This window comes from Synechocystis sp. PCC 6803 substr. PCC-P, assembly GCF_000284455.1.
Lineage (GTDB): Bacteria > Cyanobacteriota > Cyanobacteriia > Cyanobacteriales > Microcystaceae > Synechocystis.
Map to the genome: position 1 here is coordinate 579,839 of NC_017039.1, position 14,573 is coordinate 594,411.

13 protein-coding genes are annotated in these 14,573 nt (G+C 46.6%); 9 read left to right on the forward strand and 4 right to left on the reverse strand.

What is annotated here, in order from left to right; translation table 11 throughout:
* The first annotated feature begins 50 nt into the window (after positions 1-50).
* Positions 51-458, forward strand: coding sequence for a response regulator (locus SYNPCCP_RS02720; protein ID WP_014407076.1), 408 nt, complete (start codon positions 51-53; stop codon positions 456-458).
* A 33-nt stretch (positions 459-491) separates the two neighbouring features.
* A complete protein-coding gene (locus tag SYNPCCP_RS02725; protein WP_010871733.1) occupies positions 492-1,319 on the forward strand; it encodes a zinc-dependent peptidase in 828 nt (275 codons plus the stop codon).
* Here the strand turns inward: SYNPCCP_RS02725 and SYNPCCP_RS02730 are convergent.
* Positions 1,316-1,738, reverse strand: a complete 423-nt coding sequence (locus tag SYNPCCP_RS02730) for a PPC domain-containing protein (protein WP_020861467.1) — start codon at positions 1,736-1,738, stop codon at positions 1,316-1,318. The genes SYNPCCP_RS02725 and SYNPCCP_RS02730 overlap by 4 nt on opposite strands.
* A gap of 43 nt (positions 1,739-1,781) precedes the next feature.
* On the reverse strand, positions 1,782-2,426 hold the full coding sequence (locus SYNPCCP_RS02735; RefSeq protein ID WP_010871735.1) for a hypothetical protein: 645 nt from the start codon (positions 2,424-2,426) through the stop codon (positions 1,782-1,784).
* A 75-nt stretch (positions 2,427-2,501) separates the two neighbouring features.
* Here SYNPCCP_RS02735 and SYNPCCP_RS02740 point away from each other — a divergent pair, with 75 nt between their 5' ends.
* The gene (locus SYNPCCP_RS02740; RefSeq protein ID WP_010871736.1) at positions 2,502-2,741 is read left to right on the forward strand and encodes a hypothetical protein; all 240 of its coding nucleotides are present in this window, start codon (positions 2,502-2,504) and stop codon (positions 2,739-2,741) included.
* Between the two features lie 3 nt (positions 2,742-2,744).
* Here the strand turns inward: SYNPCCP_RS02740 and SYNPCCP_RS02745 are convergent, their stop codons facing one another.
* Both SYNPCCP_RS02745 and SYNPCCP_RS02750 read right to left on the reverse strand, forming a co-directional pair.
* Positions 2,745-3,356 carry a Uma2 family endonuclease gene (locus SYNPCCP_RS02745; RefSeq protein WP_010871737.1) on the reverse strand — a complete coding sequence of 204 codons (612 nt, stop codon included), beginning with the start codon at positions 3,354-3,356 and terminating at the stop codon, positions 2,745-2,747.
* A 64-nt stretch (positions 3,357-3,420) separates the two neighbouring features.
* A complete protein-coding gene (locus SYNPCCP_RS02750; RefSeq protein ID WP_010871738.1) occupies positions 3,421-3,837 on the reverse strand; it encodes a transcriptional repressor in 417 nt (138 codons plus the stop codon).
* Between the two features lie 106 nt (positions 3,838-3,943).
* Here SYNPCCP_RS02750 and SYNPCCP_RS02755 point away from each other — a divergent pair, with 106 nt between their 5' ends.
* The 6 genes from SYNPCCP_RS02755 (at position 3,944) to SYNPCCP_RS02780 (ending at position 14,507) form a co-directional block, all read left to right on the forward strand.
* On the forward strand, positions 3,944-4,960 hold the full coding sequence (locus tag SYNPCCP_RS02755) for a metal ABC transporter solute-binding protein, Zn/Mn family (protein WP_010871739.1): 1,017 nt from the start codon (positions 3,944-3,946) through the stop codon (positions 4,958-4,960).
* Positions 4,938-5,807, forward strand: coding sequence for a metal ABC transporter ATP-binding protein (locus tag SYNPCCP_RS02760; RefSeq protein ID WP_010871740.1), 870 nt, complete (start codon positions 4,938-4,940; stop codon positions 5,805-5,807). Before SYNPCCP_RS02755 ends, SYNPCCP_RS02760 begins: the two co-directional genes overlap by 23 nt.
* The gene (locus tag SYNPCCP_RS02765; RefSeq protein WP_010871741.1) at positions 5,761-6,606 is read left to right on the forward strand and encodes a metal ABC transporter permease; all 846 of its coding nucleotides are present in this window, start codon (positions 5,761-5,763) and stop codon (positions 6,604-6,606) included. Before SYNPCCP_RS02760 ends, SYNPCCP_RS02765 begins: the two co-directional genes overlap by 47 nt.
* Positions 6,607-7,121: 515 nt before the next feature.
* Positions 7,122-7,409, forward strand: coding sequence for a hypothetical protein (locus tag SYNPCCP_RS02770; RefSeq protein ID WP_010871742.1), 288 nt, complete (start codon positions 7,122-7,124; stop codon positions 7,407-7,409).
* Between the two features lie 82 nt (positions 7,410-7,491).
* A complete protein-coding gene (locus SYNPCCP_RS02775) occupies positions 7,492-13,389 on the forward strand; it encodes a cadherin domain-containing protein (RefSeq protein WP_010871743.1) in 5,898 nt (1,965 codons plus the stop codon).
* Positions 13,390-13,520: 131 nt separating this feature from the next.
* A complete protein-coding gene (locus SYNPCCP_RS02780) occupies positions 13,521-14,507 on the forward strand; it encodes a PhoH family protein (protein ID WP_010871744.1) in 987 nt (328 codons plus the stop codon).
* Positions 14,508-14,573: the final 66 nt, after the last annotated feature.

Consider the following 14,573-nt stretch of genomic DNA (forward strand, 5'->3'; position numbering starts at 1 on the left):
TTAGCATTGGAAAGGCTGATTCTCCTCCCCACTTTGCCGGGTACAGTTTTATGACAACGGTTCTCATCGTCGAAGACGACCCCATGAACTTCCGGGTTTTTTCCAAAATTCTCACTAAGCGGGGGGGCTTCACCGTCAAGGGCAGCGAGGATGTGGCGGAGGTGTTGGCCTTAGCTCGGAGCAAGGCGGTGGACGTGATTTTGATCGATGTGTCTCTGTCCCGCAGTCATTACCAAGGTAAGGCCTATAACGGCATTCAAATTACCCAACTGCTCAAACAAGACCCTGCCACGGCCAGCCTACCAGTGATTTTGGTCACAGCCCATGCCATGGTCGGCGATCGGGAGTCTTTATTGGCCCAAAGTGGCGCAGAAGGCTACATAGCTAAACCGGTGGTGGACCACCAAGCTTTTGTAAACCAAATTCAAACCATGGCTGGAGGCGATCGGGCGGTTTAACCCCTTAGCCTAAAGATTTACCCGTTATTTTTCATGTTGCCCACTGCCATTGTCCTCACCATCCTTTTGGGCATCATTGCCTACATTTGGGGCTATCCCCATTGGTTAGATTGGCGAGAAAAACAACTTTTTCAGCGGCCTCTGCCTCCCCATTGGCAAGCAATTTTAGGCGATCGCCTGCCTTTTTATGCCCAGCTTTCCCCCCAGCAACGGCAAAAATTAGAAGCAAAAATCCAATTATTTCTCCAGCAAAAACAGTTTATTGGCTGTAATGATTTTGTTTTAACGGATGAAGTGCGGTTGGTCATCGCTGCCCAAGCTTGCTATCTAGCGTTGGAATTAGGCAGTAATCCCTACCCCAGGCTGGATACAATCCTTGTTTACCCCGATGCTTTCCAAGTGCGGCAAATTACGTCCCCCGATGGTTACGTAGTGGAGGAAGAAGACACCGTTCGAGCTGGGGAATCCTGGGATAGGGCTGGACAGTTGATCCTGGCTTGGGGCACGATCGCCTGGGATTTGGAGCGGTGGCAGGATGGCCACAACGTTATTTTCCATGAATTTGCCCATCAGTTGGACATGGGGGATGGAGCCATGAATGGGGTCCCTAAATTAGGTCGTCGCAACGACTATCAACGCTGGCAGTCAATTTTTGCGTCGGAATACCAACAACTACTCAGTCAGTTAGAAAATAATTTACCCACCGTCATCGACCCCTATGGAGCCACCAACCCCTGTGAATTTTTTGCGGTGGTGACGGAAACTTTCTTTGAAAAAGGGCAAGAATTACAACATAATCACGGGCAACTTTATCAAGTTCTACGGAAATATTACTGCCTTGAACCATTGATAAATTGCTAGGGAACGGGTTTTAGCCTGGTCACTGCCAGGGAAAATGCCCCTCCCCCAGTGGCGGCGTAGGTTCTGACCCGGACAATGTAGTCTCCCGATTCAGTAATCCGGGCGAAGGCAAGGGAATTGGTGCCCCCTTCAGTGCTGTCGTCGTTGGCCACAATGGTGGTGCCGTCATCGCCAATGAGCATTACCATGGTGTCGAATTCATCGGAGCGCAGGTCAATGGACACTTGGTCCCCGGCCTGGAGATTAATACGATAGTCCCTGGCAAATCCCCCTTCCCCCGTGGGCATATCCCCCACCGTCAGGCGATCGTCAACTGTTGTGTTGGCAGTAATGGGGATGGGATTGTAAAAACTATTTTGACTATTTTGGCCGTAACTCGGGGTTGGGTAGAACGTCACCAGGGCGGAAGTCAAACCCATCCAGAAGAGGACTACCTTGTCCAATTTCCCCGAATTGAATAATCTAAACATTCTCGGTGTCCTGACTGAGTACTGACTGGAGCCGACTGAGGAAATTTGATTCCTGGGTGATGGGAATGAACTGCTCAATGGACGGGGCTGGCCCTGGGTTTCTGGTCACGGGCCCTTCTTCGGACACATTAGAGCCCTTTAAATTTTCTTGGTTGGGATGTTGGATATTTCCGAGGGCACGGTGATGCCAAGGGAGTGGTTCTAGCTCCCCTGGGTCGGAGGGAGAAACCCGCCGTCTTGGTGATTGCAATGATTGTTCTTGTCCTGCCGTGGGAACCTTTAACTGCCATGACTGGTCTGCCATTTTAGTCAACTCCTCCATCGATTCGTCTCTGGCGATCGCCAACGATCTGGGCAGATTTTCGGAAACCAGACGCTCAAACTCAGCGGAAAAATGAAAATTGGGTTGTCCCTTCTTGTGCCAGAACTCCAGCAAATGCTCCACCGAAACCGCCTTATAACGGCCTAGGTACAGGGCTTCGATCACCGCAAGACGAATCCACAGGGCTGAAAAATTCTTAAGCCAGCCATTGATGACCTGTTTGGGGGCCATTCCCCGGAGGTCAAAACAATAGGCAGTCAAAAGCGAAACTGTCTGCAAAATGCCTGGATCCTTTTGAGCCTGGGATATTGTCATATTTGCTAGGGAGCTATGCTTAGTAGTTCCTAGAATACTAGCTCAAGTCCAGTCTGGGAGAAAGGAGGGTCGGCTATGTTTAAACAATTAGGAGTTCTGGCCACATTTATTGCCTTTGCGTTGGCCCTGGCGGTGTCGAGTAATATCCCCAGTGAAGTCACCAGTCTGCCCCAACAATCCCTCACCATTGCCCAACAATCCAAACAACAAGCCCGGCTCCGTTTGCAACGCTCTCTACAGCAATTACTCCTACGGCCCCATCGTTTTTCCGGCTCCAGCAATGGGGTAGTCAATCCCAAGGCAGAATATTTTTAGTTCCTACCAAATGCGGGTCAAATCAAGCACAAAACCGGGCATTACTTCATTGCAATCTATTTCCTTTGGCAACGTTAAAACTTCTGTCGCCTGGGAAGAACGATAAATCTCAACCTGTTGGTTTTGGGGATTGATCAATAACCCCAATCGTACCCCCAGCCGTCGATACTCTTGCATTTTTTCCTGTAATGGTTTCAGGTTATCCGTTGCGGAGCGGAGTTCAATAACAAAATCTGGTACCACAGGGATAAAGCCAACTATTTCGATCCCTTCAAGCTTCGATTGCTCAATCCACGACACATCCGGCGACAATTTACCGCCCCCCAATGAAGTGAAGTCATAGCCACAGGAAGAATCAAAGGCTTGACCCAAGTTTGTTCGGCGATTCCAAAGACCAACATCGATCGCCAGATCAAGATTTTTCCGGCTGGTTTCTCCCCCCGCTGGTGCCATAACAATTAATTCGCCATCTTTGGTTAACTCAAGCCGTAGGTCTGGGTTATCAAGGCAAAGCTGATCAAAATGCTCCGGCGAGACTTTTAAAGTGACATGGCTCACATTCAACAATAATGACCCTTGATTGATTGAGCTAATTGGCGGGGTTAGGGTTGCCATAACTTCTCCTCGGTTCGCTGAACATTGGGATAGTTAACTATTCTTATTTTGGTTAACTTCAATTCTAATCACTTCCTTTGGCACAAAGTTGACAAAGCCCGAAGAATTCTAGGGTGTGATAGTAAATCCGAAAAGAATAATTAGCCTGCAAATTTTCCTCTAGGGACTGCACAGGGCAACCCTGAATGGGTACCGATTCCCCACACTGCAAACAGGTCAAACAATGTTGGTCCTGCTCTAGGGTTTGGTAAAGCAATTCCCCTGTCATGGTGGCCTGATGTTGGATAAATCCGGCTAACTTGAGGGCATCTAAAGCTCGGTACACCGTGGCCAAGCCAATTTTTTTTGTTTCCCGCAGTTTGGCGAAGAGGGCTTGGGCCGACAGGGGCTCCGTTTCCCTTTGCAAAGCTTGGAGCACCAGTCTTTGGTTGACTGTGAGGGACTCTAGGCGAACGGCAAGGGAAGGAGTGGGAAGACTCATGACAAGGTGGAGGAATTATGCAATGATAATGATTATCGTTTATTGTCCTAATGCCAAAGGGATAAATTTCCCATCAGCTTGATCTTCACTGTATTGCACATCGGTAATGTTCATTTTCCCCGCTGTTCCCCGCTTTGTCCAACCCCTTGGTGTTGCTTTTGTTCTGGGTTTGAGCACCCTAGGCTGTCAGCCCGCTGTTGAACAGGTTGGGCAAAATGGTCAAGTTGAGGATGCTCCGGTGGCAGATGCCATGGATATTACGGTGAGTATTCCACCTCAACAATACTTTTTGGAAAAAATTGGTGGTGACTTAGTTCGAGTCAGCGTACTGGTACCGGGTAATAATGATCCCCACACCTATGAGCCCAAACCCCAACAGTTGGCGGCCCTAAGTGAAGCAGAAGCCTATGTTTTGATCGGTCTTGGTTTTGAGCAACCTTGGTTGGAGAAGTTAAAGGCGGCCAATGCCAACATGAAATTAATTGATTCGGCCCAAGGCATAACCCCCCTGGAAATGGAGAAGCATGACCATAGTCACGGGGAGGAAGAAGGGCACGATGACCATAGCCACGATGGCCACGACCATGGGTCAGAGTCAGAAAAGGAAAAAGCTAAGGGAGCATTGATGGTGGCGGATCCCCACATTTGGTTGTCCCCTACCTTGGTGAAACGACAGGCCACCACGATCGCCAAGGAGTTGGCGGAATTGGACCCGGATAATCGCGACCAGTATGAGGCTAATTTAGCTGCATTTTTAGCGGAACTAGAGCGGTTAAATCAAGAATTAGGACAAATATTGCAACCTTTACCCCAAAGGAAATTTATTGTTTTCCATCCTTCTTGGGCTTACTTTGCTCGGGATTACAACTTGGTACAAATTCCCATCGAAGTGGAAGGGCAAGAACCCAGCGCCCAGGAATTGAAACAGTTAATTGATACGGCCAAGGAAAATAATCTAACCATGGTGTTTGGGGAAACCCAGTTCAGTACCAAAAGTTCCGAGGCGATCGCCGCTGAAATCGGAGCGGGGGTGGAGTTACTCGATCCTTTAGCCGCTGATTGGTCTAGCAATCTCAAAGCCGTTGCCCAAAAAATCGCCAATGCTAACAGTGCCCAGCCCTAATGCCAACGTCCCCATGGTTGATTCCCTACTCTCCCAACCAGTAATTGCCGTTGAAAATTTATTCGCTGGTTATGGCGCGACGCCAGTGCTAGAAAATATTAATCTGCGGGTGGAGGAAAGGGATTTTCTGGGCTTAATTGGCCCTAACGGCGGGGGAAAAACCACTCTGCTCAAAGTACTGTTGGGATTAATTCAACCCCAGCAAGGTACGGTACAAATTCTCGGGCGGTCAGTGGAACAGGGGCGGCGTTACGTGGGCTATGTACCCCAATGGTTAGAGTTTGACCGGGCGTTTCCAGTGCGGGTGTTGGACGTGGTCAGGATGGGCCGTTTGGGGCGGGGTAAATTATTTCGCCGTTATCACCAGCAGGATGAAGCCATTGTACGCCGTTGTTTAGAGCAGGTGGGCATGGGAGATTTAGGCGATCGCCCCTTGGGGACCCTGTCTGGAGGACAACGGCAACGGGTTTACATTGCCAGGGCCCTAGCTTCCCAACCGCAGATTTTATTGCTGGACGAACCCACCGCCAATGTAGACAGCAAAGTGCAAAGAAGTATTTACGAGTTATTGGGGGAACTGAATCAAACCATGACCATTGTGATGATTTCCCACGACCTGGGGGCCATTTCCCGCTATGTCAAAACCGTTGGTTGCCTCAACCGTAGTTTGCACTATCACCAGGAGAAATTTATTACGCCCCAGATGATTGAAGCCACCTATCAATGTCCGGTGGATTTAATTGCCCATGGTGTGCCCCATCGGGTTTTCCCTAGCCATGATCCGGCTTTACCCGGGTTAGATGCAACCAATGGCCAGGGGCATACAGCGGAGTGTCACCATGATTGAGGCGATGGTTCAGGCGTTGCAATACGAATTTATGCAAAACGCCATCGTAGCTAGTTTGCTGGTCAGCTTAGCCTGTGGATTAATTGGCTCTTTTATTGTCATCAACCGCATGGTTTTCATCAGCGGTGGGGTAGCCCACGCGGCCTATGGAGGCATTGGTTTGGGCTACTATTTTGCCTTTAATCCCCTCTGGGGAGCGTTTGTTTTTTCCCTAGTGATGGCTTTGGCCATGGGTTGGGTAGCAAGGAAATATCAACAGCGCAGCGACACGTTAATTGGGGTGATGTGGGCCCTGGGCATGGCGATCGGCATCATGTTGATCGATTTAACCAAAGGTTATAAGGCCGATGTGGCTAGTTATCTTTTCGGCAGTATTTTGACGGTGCCCCGGCAGGAACTCTGGCTCATGGCAGGGCTAGACATGTTGATTATCATTCTTTTATTCTTACTTTATAAAGAGTTTTTGGCCATTTCTTTTGATCCGGTCTATGCCACTACCCGTAATTTGCCAGTGGATATTCTTTATCTAACTCTAGTGGCGGCCATTGCTTTAACGGTGGTGATGGTGATGCAATTAGTGGGATTAATTATGGTCATTGCCCTGTTGAGTATTCCAGCGGCGATCGCCGGTCAATATGTGCGGGATGTGCCCCAAATGATGGCTGTGGCCAGTGGATTGGGGATGGTCTTTTGCGGTGTTGGATTAGCTCTTTCCTACAGCTTTAACCTTTCCTCTGGAGCAACCATTATTTTGGTGGCCAGCATTGCCTATCTAATCAGTTTGGCGTTTAGACGCTGAGAACGTGTTTGGAAAGTTTTATTCCGCCCCCTAAATTGACCCACTAAAGCTCCGGCTTAAAAAGGGGGACTTTGGTAACCGTTCCCTCCTTCGGAAGGGGGGCTAGGGGGGATTAAACAGCCAAAACCCAGCTTTTGAAACACGCTTTGAAGTAAGCATCCCCGTTTTTCCCATTCCACGTCCTAGGGGTCAGAAAAACGTTCCCCTTTTAATAGGCCTTGATTAATTTTGTTGGTGACCAATTCCCGGTACATGGCCAGTTCTTGGGAGAGCAATTCATAGCGGGGCTTGCCATGGAGGGTCCAGGTCTTGATGTTGGATTATCCCCCTTCCGGCTTAGCTCGGTATTTTGGCTTGGATAAAAAAATTGGGCAATGATGACAAAAAAAGTTTCAAGCTGGGATGGTTGGTAAGTTTCGATGGTGTACAATTTTGTCAACGTCATTTTTATGGCAATAGAGGAGCAATTTAGAGCAATTTTTGTTTATTTGTCGATTTGTTGAGCTTTTATTGCCGTGGCTATTCTCGTTCCTTCCGCTCTCAGCGTTGTTTACGAAAACTTGATTGAGTTCACCAACTCCCCTCGTTTTTGGCGTAAATTAGCAATTATCTTCGGTACTAATTTTGACCGAGTTCAGGCGAAACAACTCCAGCAACAATGGCAAAAAGAAGATTTTAGACAGTTGCCGACCATGCGAATTTTAGACCAGGACATGGCCGGCTTGTTGGGATCCCATGCCCAGAGTACAGATATCATTCCCTATGTATTTCTGATTATTTATATCCATATGCTGACTGAATAGCAGAAAATATTGTTTATGAGAACTCCGGATGTCAGGCCTTCATCTAAGTAATGCATAAATCCTGTTTATTTGAGAATTTTCTATGAGCGTCTACAATCTTGATTTGTCCTTAGTCTATGGGAAACTGTCCGCTTTTGCAGGCTTGGAGAGTTTTTGGCAGAATTTCGAGATTATTTATGGAAATAATTATGATGTTGTCGCCGTAGAAGCTTTGCGAAGTCGTTGGGCTATTGGAGATTTTAGCGATCTTCCTGTCATTGAAGTACTCAGTGCCGAAACCTTGGGCTCTGCTGTGGGAGCCTATGCCCAAAGTATCAATAAAATTTATCTGTCTGACCAATTTGTTGCCACTGCCCCCCCAGACGCTCTGATTGAAGTCATCCTCGAAGAGATTGGACATTTTGTGGATGCTCAAGTTAACGCAGTCGATACCATAGGAGATGAAGGACAATTATTTGCAGATCTAGTGTTGGGAGATGTTGTCTCTGCGTCGGAATTGGCAAGGATAAAAGCCGAAGATGATACACACACCATCATTATCAATGGTCAATCATTACAGGTTGAACAGTCAGTACAGTCTTTAATAGGCGAGTCGGTTACTGTCAATGTGCGTTTCACCGGTAGTGGTTCTGATGGCAGCTTCAATTTTGACCTGTTTACCCAAACATTTACCGTAACGTCAGGACAGGAAATCACAGATCAAGCTATCACTGCTACTTTTAATTCATCAGGATCCCCCCAAACGCTGACCGGCAACGTAGACATAGATGTATCGGAAAATACCATCTATGTGAATTTTTCGGGTACTCAGCAAGGAGGAGCTTTAACTTTCATTTTTACATCTCTAGCAGATGAATCAATAGGTTCTGTTGAATCTGTGATTCAGACAAATGTATCTGGTTTCACTACTGGCGTTAACCAACCTCTCACCCCTTCTGTATCAAACAATAATGTTACTGTTGGTTTTTTCCCCTTTGGTTCTCAGCCTGGCGTTAATCTCTCTCAGACCTCTACACTTACCTATGGAACTCCCCCCACGGATAACACTCCGCCCAATGCCCCGTCTACGCCAGATTTGAGTGCAAGCAGTGATAGTGGGCTTTCTAGTACAGACAACATCACCAATGACACCACACCAACGTTTAACGGTACGGCTGAAGCCAACAGCACGGTAACCCTATTTAGTGGAGGTAGTACCCAGATAGGAAGCACCACTGCCAATGGCTCAGGAAATTGGACAATTACGGCTTCGACTCCAGCTGATGGCAACTACAGTATTACTGCCAAAGCTACCGATGCTGCGGGCAATGTTAGTACGGCTTCTTCAGCCTTAGGCATTACTATTGATAACACTACTCCAAACCTCGCTAGTGCTATTGAGATTAGTGACACCGCTCTAAAAATCGGTGATACAGCGACCGTTACCTTTACTTTTTCCGAAGCAGTAATTGGGTTTACAAATGCAGATATTATTGTCGTCGACGGTTCTTTGTCATCTCCAACGTCATCCGACGGAGGAATAACCTGGACAGCCACTCTTACCCCAAATGCTAATGCTGAATCTAATTCCAATGTTATTACCCTAGACAATACAGGGATTAGTGACCTAGCTGGGAATAACGGAACCGGCACAACAACATCAGTTAGCTATGCTGTAGATACTATTCCCCCTACACTCACCTCTATTGATGATGGGGATGATGATAACATTGTTCCTATCGACACTCCGCTGACCTATACCCTGACCTTCAGTGAAGATATAGACTCCACAACTGTCACTGCTGATGATTTTGACAATGCGGGAACAGCGACAATTTCTATTGGAACCATTACAGAAACCAGCTCGGGGGTATTTTCTGTAGTTGTCACTCCTAACACTTCAGGCACTATCATTCTGCAGATTCCTAATGGGGCAGTGCTTAGCGATATGGCAGGCAATAATCTAGCAGTCCCTGTGCAAGATGATGATGAACTTCAAGTCAACCAAGGACCCAGCGCTGTTATAGTTCCTAATGCCAGTCTGGCAGAAAATACCGATACTACGAACCCACTCAAAGTAGCGGATATTGCTATTACCGATGATGGTTTAGGGAGTAATGATATCAGCCTGTCAGGTATTGATGCAGCCTTTTTTGAAGTCATTGGGCAGAGTCTCTTTCTCAAGGCTGGTACAGTATTGAACTTTGAGAGTAAAGCCAGCTATACCGTCACAGTGAATGTGGATGATGACACGGTAGGTAGTACCCCTGACTTGACTGCGGATTTCAAGTTAACTATCAATAACCTAGATGAAGTAGCGCCAACCATCACATCGGGAGATACAGCAAAGGCGATCGCCGAAAATAGTGGTGCGAATCAAATAATTTACCAAGTAAAAGCAACGGATGATGGTGACATAAGTGCAGGAATAACCTTTGGCTTGAAACCGGGGGATGATGCTGACTCGTTTATCATCAATGCCACCACTGGAGAAGTTAAGTTAATTGGCAATCCTGACTTTGAAACCCAATCCAGTTATAAATTCACCGTTACTGCTGACGATGGAGTTAACCCGGCCACCGAACAATTGGTTAATTTAGCCATCATTGACCTAGACGAAATAGCTCCTACTATCACATCGGGAGATACGGCGAAGGCGATCGCCGAAAATAGTGGTGCGAATCAAGTAATTTATCAAGTCACTGCCACAGATGATGCTGACGTAAGTGCAGGAATAACATTTGGTTTAAAGCCAGGGAATGATGCTGACCTGTTTATCATCAACTCCACCACCGGACAAGTAATCCTAACTGAAAACCCAGATTTTGAAACACAATCCAGTTATAAATTCACGGTTACTGCTAGCGATGGGGTTAATCCTGCCACCGAAAAAATAGTTACCCTAGCCATCATTGACTTAGACGAAATAGCTCCTACTATCACATCGGGAGATACGGCAAAGGCGATCACCGAAAATAGTGGTGCCAATCAAGTAATTTACGAAGTTATTGCCACAGATGATGCTGACGTAAGTGCCGGAATAACATTTGGTTTAAAGCCAGGGAATGATGCTGGTTCATTTACCATCAATCCCATCACCGGGAAAGTAACCCTCATTGATGACCCGGACTTTGAAACACAATCAAGTTATAAATTCACCGTTACTGCCAGCGATGGTGTTAACCTGGCCACGGAGCAATTAGTCAACTTAACCATCATTGACTTAGATGAAATAGCTCCAACCATCACATCGGGGGATACAGCAAAGGCGATCGCCGAAAATAGTGGTGCCAATCAAGTAATTTACGAAGTTATTGCCACAGATGATGCTGACGTAAGTGCCGGAATAACATTTGGTTTAAAGCCAGGGAATGATGCTGGTTCATTTACCATCAATCCCATCACCGGGAAAGTAACCCTCATTGATGACCCGGACTTTGAAACACAATCAAGTTATAAATTCACCGTTACTGCCAGCGATGGTGTTAACCTGGCCACGGAGCAATTAGTCAACTTAACCATCATTGACTTAGATGAAATAGCTCCAACCATCACATCGGGGGATACAGCAAAGGCGATCACCGAAAATAGTGGTGCGAATCAGATAATTTACCAGGCAACAGCGGATGATAATGCGGATATAAGTGCCGGGGTAACCTTTGGCTTGAAACCAGGGGATGATGCTGACTCGTTTATCATCAATGCCATCACTGGACAAGTTACCTTACTTGATAACCCAGACTTTGAAACCCAATCAAGTTATAAATTCACTGTCACTGCCAGCGATGGTGTGAATCCTGTCACTGAGCAAGTTGTCAATTTAACCATCATTGACTTAGATGAAATAGCCCCAACTATTACATCGGGAAATACAGCAAAGGCGATCGCCGAAAACAGTGGTGCGAATCAAGTAATTTACCAAGTCACTGCCACAGATGATGCTGACATAAGTGCCGAAGTAACCTTTGGGTTGAAATTGGGTGATGATGCCACATCTTTCAGCATTGACTCCACAACAGGCAAAGTAACTTTAATCAACAATCCTGACTTTGAAAGCCAATCCAGTTATAAATTCACCGTTACTGCTAGCGATGGTGTGAATCCCGCCACCGAAAAAATAGTTACCCTAGCCATCAATAATCTAGACGAAATAGGCCCGACCATTACATCAGGCGATACAGCAACGCCTATTGATGAAAACAGTGGTGCCAATCAACTAATTTACCAAGTTATTGCCACAGATGATGCTGACGTAAGTGCCGGAATAACATTTGGTTTAAAGCCAGGGAATGATGCTGGCTCATTTACTATCAATCCCATCACCGGGGAAGTAACCCTCATTGATGACCCGGACTTTGAAACCCAATCAAGTTATAAATTCACCGTTACTGCCAGCGATGGTGTTAACCCTGCTACGGAAAAAATAGTTACCCTGACTATTAATGATCTGGACGAACTCGGTCCCAATATTACATCTGATAATATCGCAACAGCAATTAATGAAAACAGTGGTGCGAATCAGATAATTTACCAAGTAACAGCAGACGATGGTGATGATATCAGTGCCGGAGTGACCTTTGGCTTAAAGCCGGGAGACAATGCCAACCAGTTCAGTATTGATCCAACAACTGGACAAGTTACCTTACTTGATAACCCAGACTTTGAAACCCAATCAAGTTATAAATTCACGGTCACTGCCAGCGATGGCGTTAACCCTGCCACGGAGCAATTAGTCAACTTAACCATCATTGATCTTGATGAAATAGCTCCAACCATTACTAGTGGAGATACGGCAAAAGCGATTGCCGAAAATAGTGGTGCGAATCAAGTAATTTACCAAGTAACAGCAACGGATGATGCTGACACAAGTGCAGGAGTAACCTTCGGCTTAAAACCAGGAGAAGATGCTAACTCATTTACCATCAATGCCGCCACTGGAGAAGTTGAGTTAATTGGCAATCCAGACTTTGAAACCCAATCAAGTTATAAATTCACTGTCACTGCCAGCGATGGTGTGAATCCTGTCACGGAGCAAGTTGTTAATTTAACCATCATCGACCTAGACGAAATAGCCCCAACTATTACATCGGGAAATACAGCAAAGGCGATCGCCGAAAATAGTGGTGCCAATCAAGTAATTTATCAAGTCACTGCCACAGATGATGCTGACATAAGTGCGGGAGTAACCTTTGGCTTGAAACCAGGGGATGATGCCACATCTTTCAGCATTGACTCCACAACAGGCAAAGTAACTTTAATCAACAATCCTGACTTTGAAAGCCAATCCAGTTATAGATTCACCGTTACTGCTGACGATGGCGTTAATCCAGTTACTGAACAACAAATCGCATTAGAAATCTTAGATGACAATGTTGCTGTTATTGAAAATGGCTTTTTCTTCGCTCAATTTTTAGATAATACTCGCCAAGCTCTTTTGTTTCAGAATCAACCATTCTCTACTGATCAATCTGTAAACTGGAAAATCTTAGACACAGAAACTGTTGATGGCTCCAATCAAGTGCTTTGGTACAATCAAGTTACTGAAGAAGTTGGTGTATGGCTGACTGATAATAATTGGAACTGGATTTCTTCTGACACATGGCAAGTGAAATCATCAAGAACTTTTAATACCGAATTATTATTTGGGACGGACATTAACGGAGATTCTCTCATTGGCGATCAATACACTGTTTTAGAAAATCAAGGTGCGGTTGGTCTCCTGGAAGGAATTTTTGGCGCTTACTATGTTCAGCCCGGGGATGACCCAGTTACTCCTCTTAAATTTTTAGGGCAACCATTCGAGAATCAGTTTGGTAGTTGGCAAGCCCTAGCCGCAGAAAGGGTTGAAAACATCAACCGAGTTTTATGGCAAAATTTTGACACCGGAGAAATTGGAATTTGGCGAACAGACAATAATTGGAATTGGCTTTCTTCCAATGTTTTTACCCCCAATTCCACTGAAATAGCCACCGTTGAAAGCCTTTTTGGCATTAGCCTTTAGACTACTATTCGTTGGACGGTAATGGCAATGGTCTATTTTTTGGATAAAACGCCGAGTCAGTGGGGAAGGATGGCAAGGTCCGTCACCTAGGCCATATACTCGACTCAAACCCTTCCTGAGTTGTCCCCTTTATGTCCCAAACCACCGCTACCCTGCCATTGCCCAGCCCGGAAAGTGCGATCGCCTTAGCAGGAAGCGGAGAAGATAACTTAACCTATTTGGCCCACCACACCGGCGCAAAGTTGATTCTGCGGGGGCAAGAACTGATGGTGGTCGGTACCGAAAAAGCCGTGGCCCGGGTTATGGCCGTGCTCCAATCCCTTGCTCCCTACTGGCAGAGTGCTAAAGCCATTTCCCGTCCAGACTTGATGACCGCTTTCCATGCCCTAGATACGGGCAAACAAGAAGAACACCAAGCTTTACAAAAAACGGTGTTGGCCAAAACCCGCCGGGGGGAAATTGTCCGGGCGAAAACGTTCCGGCAACGGCAATATATCAAGGCAATCCAAAAGCACGATGTGACGTTTTGCATTGGCCCAGCGGGCACAGGGAAAACTTTTTTGGCGGCGGTGCTTGCGGTCCAAGCGCTGCTAAACAATGAATGCGATCGCCTGATTTTGACTAGGCCGGCGGTGGAAGCGGGGGAAAAATTAGGTTTTCTGCCGGGGGATTTGCAACAAAAAGTTGATCCGTTTTTGCGACCCCTCTACGATGCTTTGTATGAATTTATTGAACCGGAAAAAATTCCTGACTTGATGGAGCGGGGCAAAATTGAGGTAGCTCCCCTGGCCTATATGCGGGGCAGAACATTGACCAATGCCTTTGTGATTGTGGACGAGGCTCAAAATACCACCCCAGCCCAACTGAAAATGGTTTTAACTCGCCTGGGTTTTGGCTCGAAAATGATTGTGACCGGCGACATAACCCAAACCGATTTACCCAATTACCAAAAATCAGGTTTGCAAGTGGCCCAAACCATTCTTAAGGATGTGGAAGGGGTTGCATTCTGTTACCTCAATCAGGCGGATGTGGTGCGCCATCCCTTGGTGCAAAGGATTGTGGAAGCCTACGAACGTTCCGAAAATACCAGTCCCCCGGCCCCGAAGCCTTCCTCGTAAAGGCTTGATCCCCAAGGGGTTTTCCGAGTTAGGGCAAGGCTCTCCCTAGGGGCATTTTCCCAGAAG

Bases quoted from the DNA above. Each gene is read 5' to 3' on its own strand.
- SYNPCCP_RS02720 (WP_014407076.1), top strand. From the start codon at position 51: ATGACAACGGTTCTCATCGTCGAAGACGACCCCATGAACTTCCGGGTT.
- SYNPCCP_RS02725 (WP_010871733.1), top strand. From the start codon at position 492: ATGTTGCCCACTGCCATTGTCCTCACCATCCTTTTGGGCATCATTGCC.
- SYNPCCP_RS02730 (WP_020861467.1), bottom strand. From the start codon at position 1,738: ATGGGTTTGACTTCCGCCCTGGTGACGTTCTACCCAACCCCGAGTTAC.
- SYNPCCP_RS02735 (WP_010871735.1), bottom strand. From the start codon at position 2,426: ATGACAATATCCCAGGCTCAAAAGGATCCAGGCATTTTGCAGACAGTT.
- SYNPCCP_RS02740 (WP_010871736.1), top strand. From the start codon at position 2,502: ATGTTTAAACAATTAGGAGTTCTGGCCACATTTATTGCCTTTGCGTTG.
- SYNPCCP_RS02745 (WP_010871737.1), bottom strand. From the start codon at position 3,356: ATGGCAACCCTAACCCCGCCAATTAGCTCAATCAATCAAGGGTCATTA.
- SYNPCCP_RS02750 (WP_010871738.1), bottom strand. From the start codon at position 3,837: ATGAGTCTTCCCACTCCTTCCCTTGCCGTTCGCCTAGAGTCCCTCACA.
- SYNPCCP_RS02755 (WP_010871739.1), top strand. From the start codon at position 3,944: ATGTTCATTTTCCCCGCTGTTCCCCGCTTTGTCCAACCCCTTGGTGTT.
- SYNPCCP_RS02760 (WP_010871740.1), top strand. From the start codon at position 4,938: ATGCTAACAGTGCCCAGCCCTAATGCCAACGTCCCCATGGTTGATTCC.
- SYNPCCP_RS02765 (WP_010871741.1), top strand. From the start codon at position 5,761: ATGCAACCAATGGCCAGGGGCATACAGCGGAGTGTCACCATGATTGAG.
- SYNPCCP_RS02775 (WP_010871743.1), top strand. From the start codon at position 7,492: ATGAGCGTCTACAATCTTGATTTGTCCTTAGTCTATGGGAAACTGTCC.
- SYNPCCP_RS02780 (WP_010871744.1), top strand. From the start codon at position 13,521: ATGTCCCAAACCACCGCTACCCTGCCATTGCCCAGCCCGGAAAGTGCG.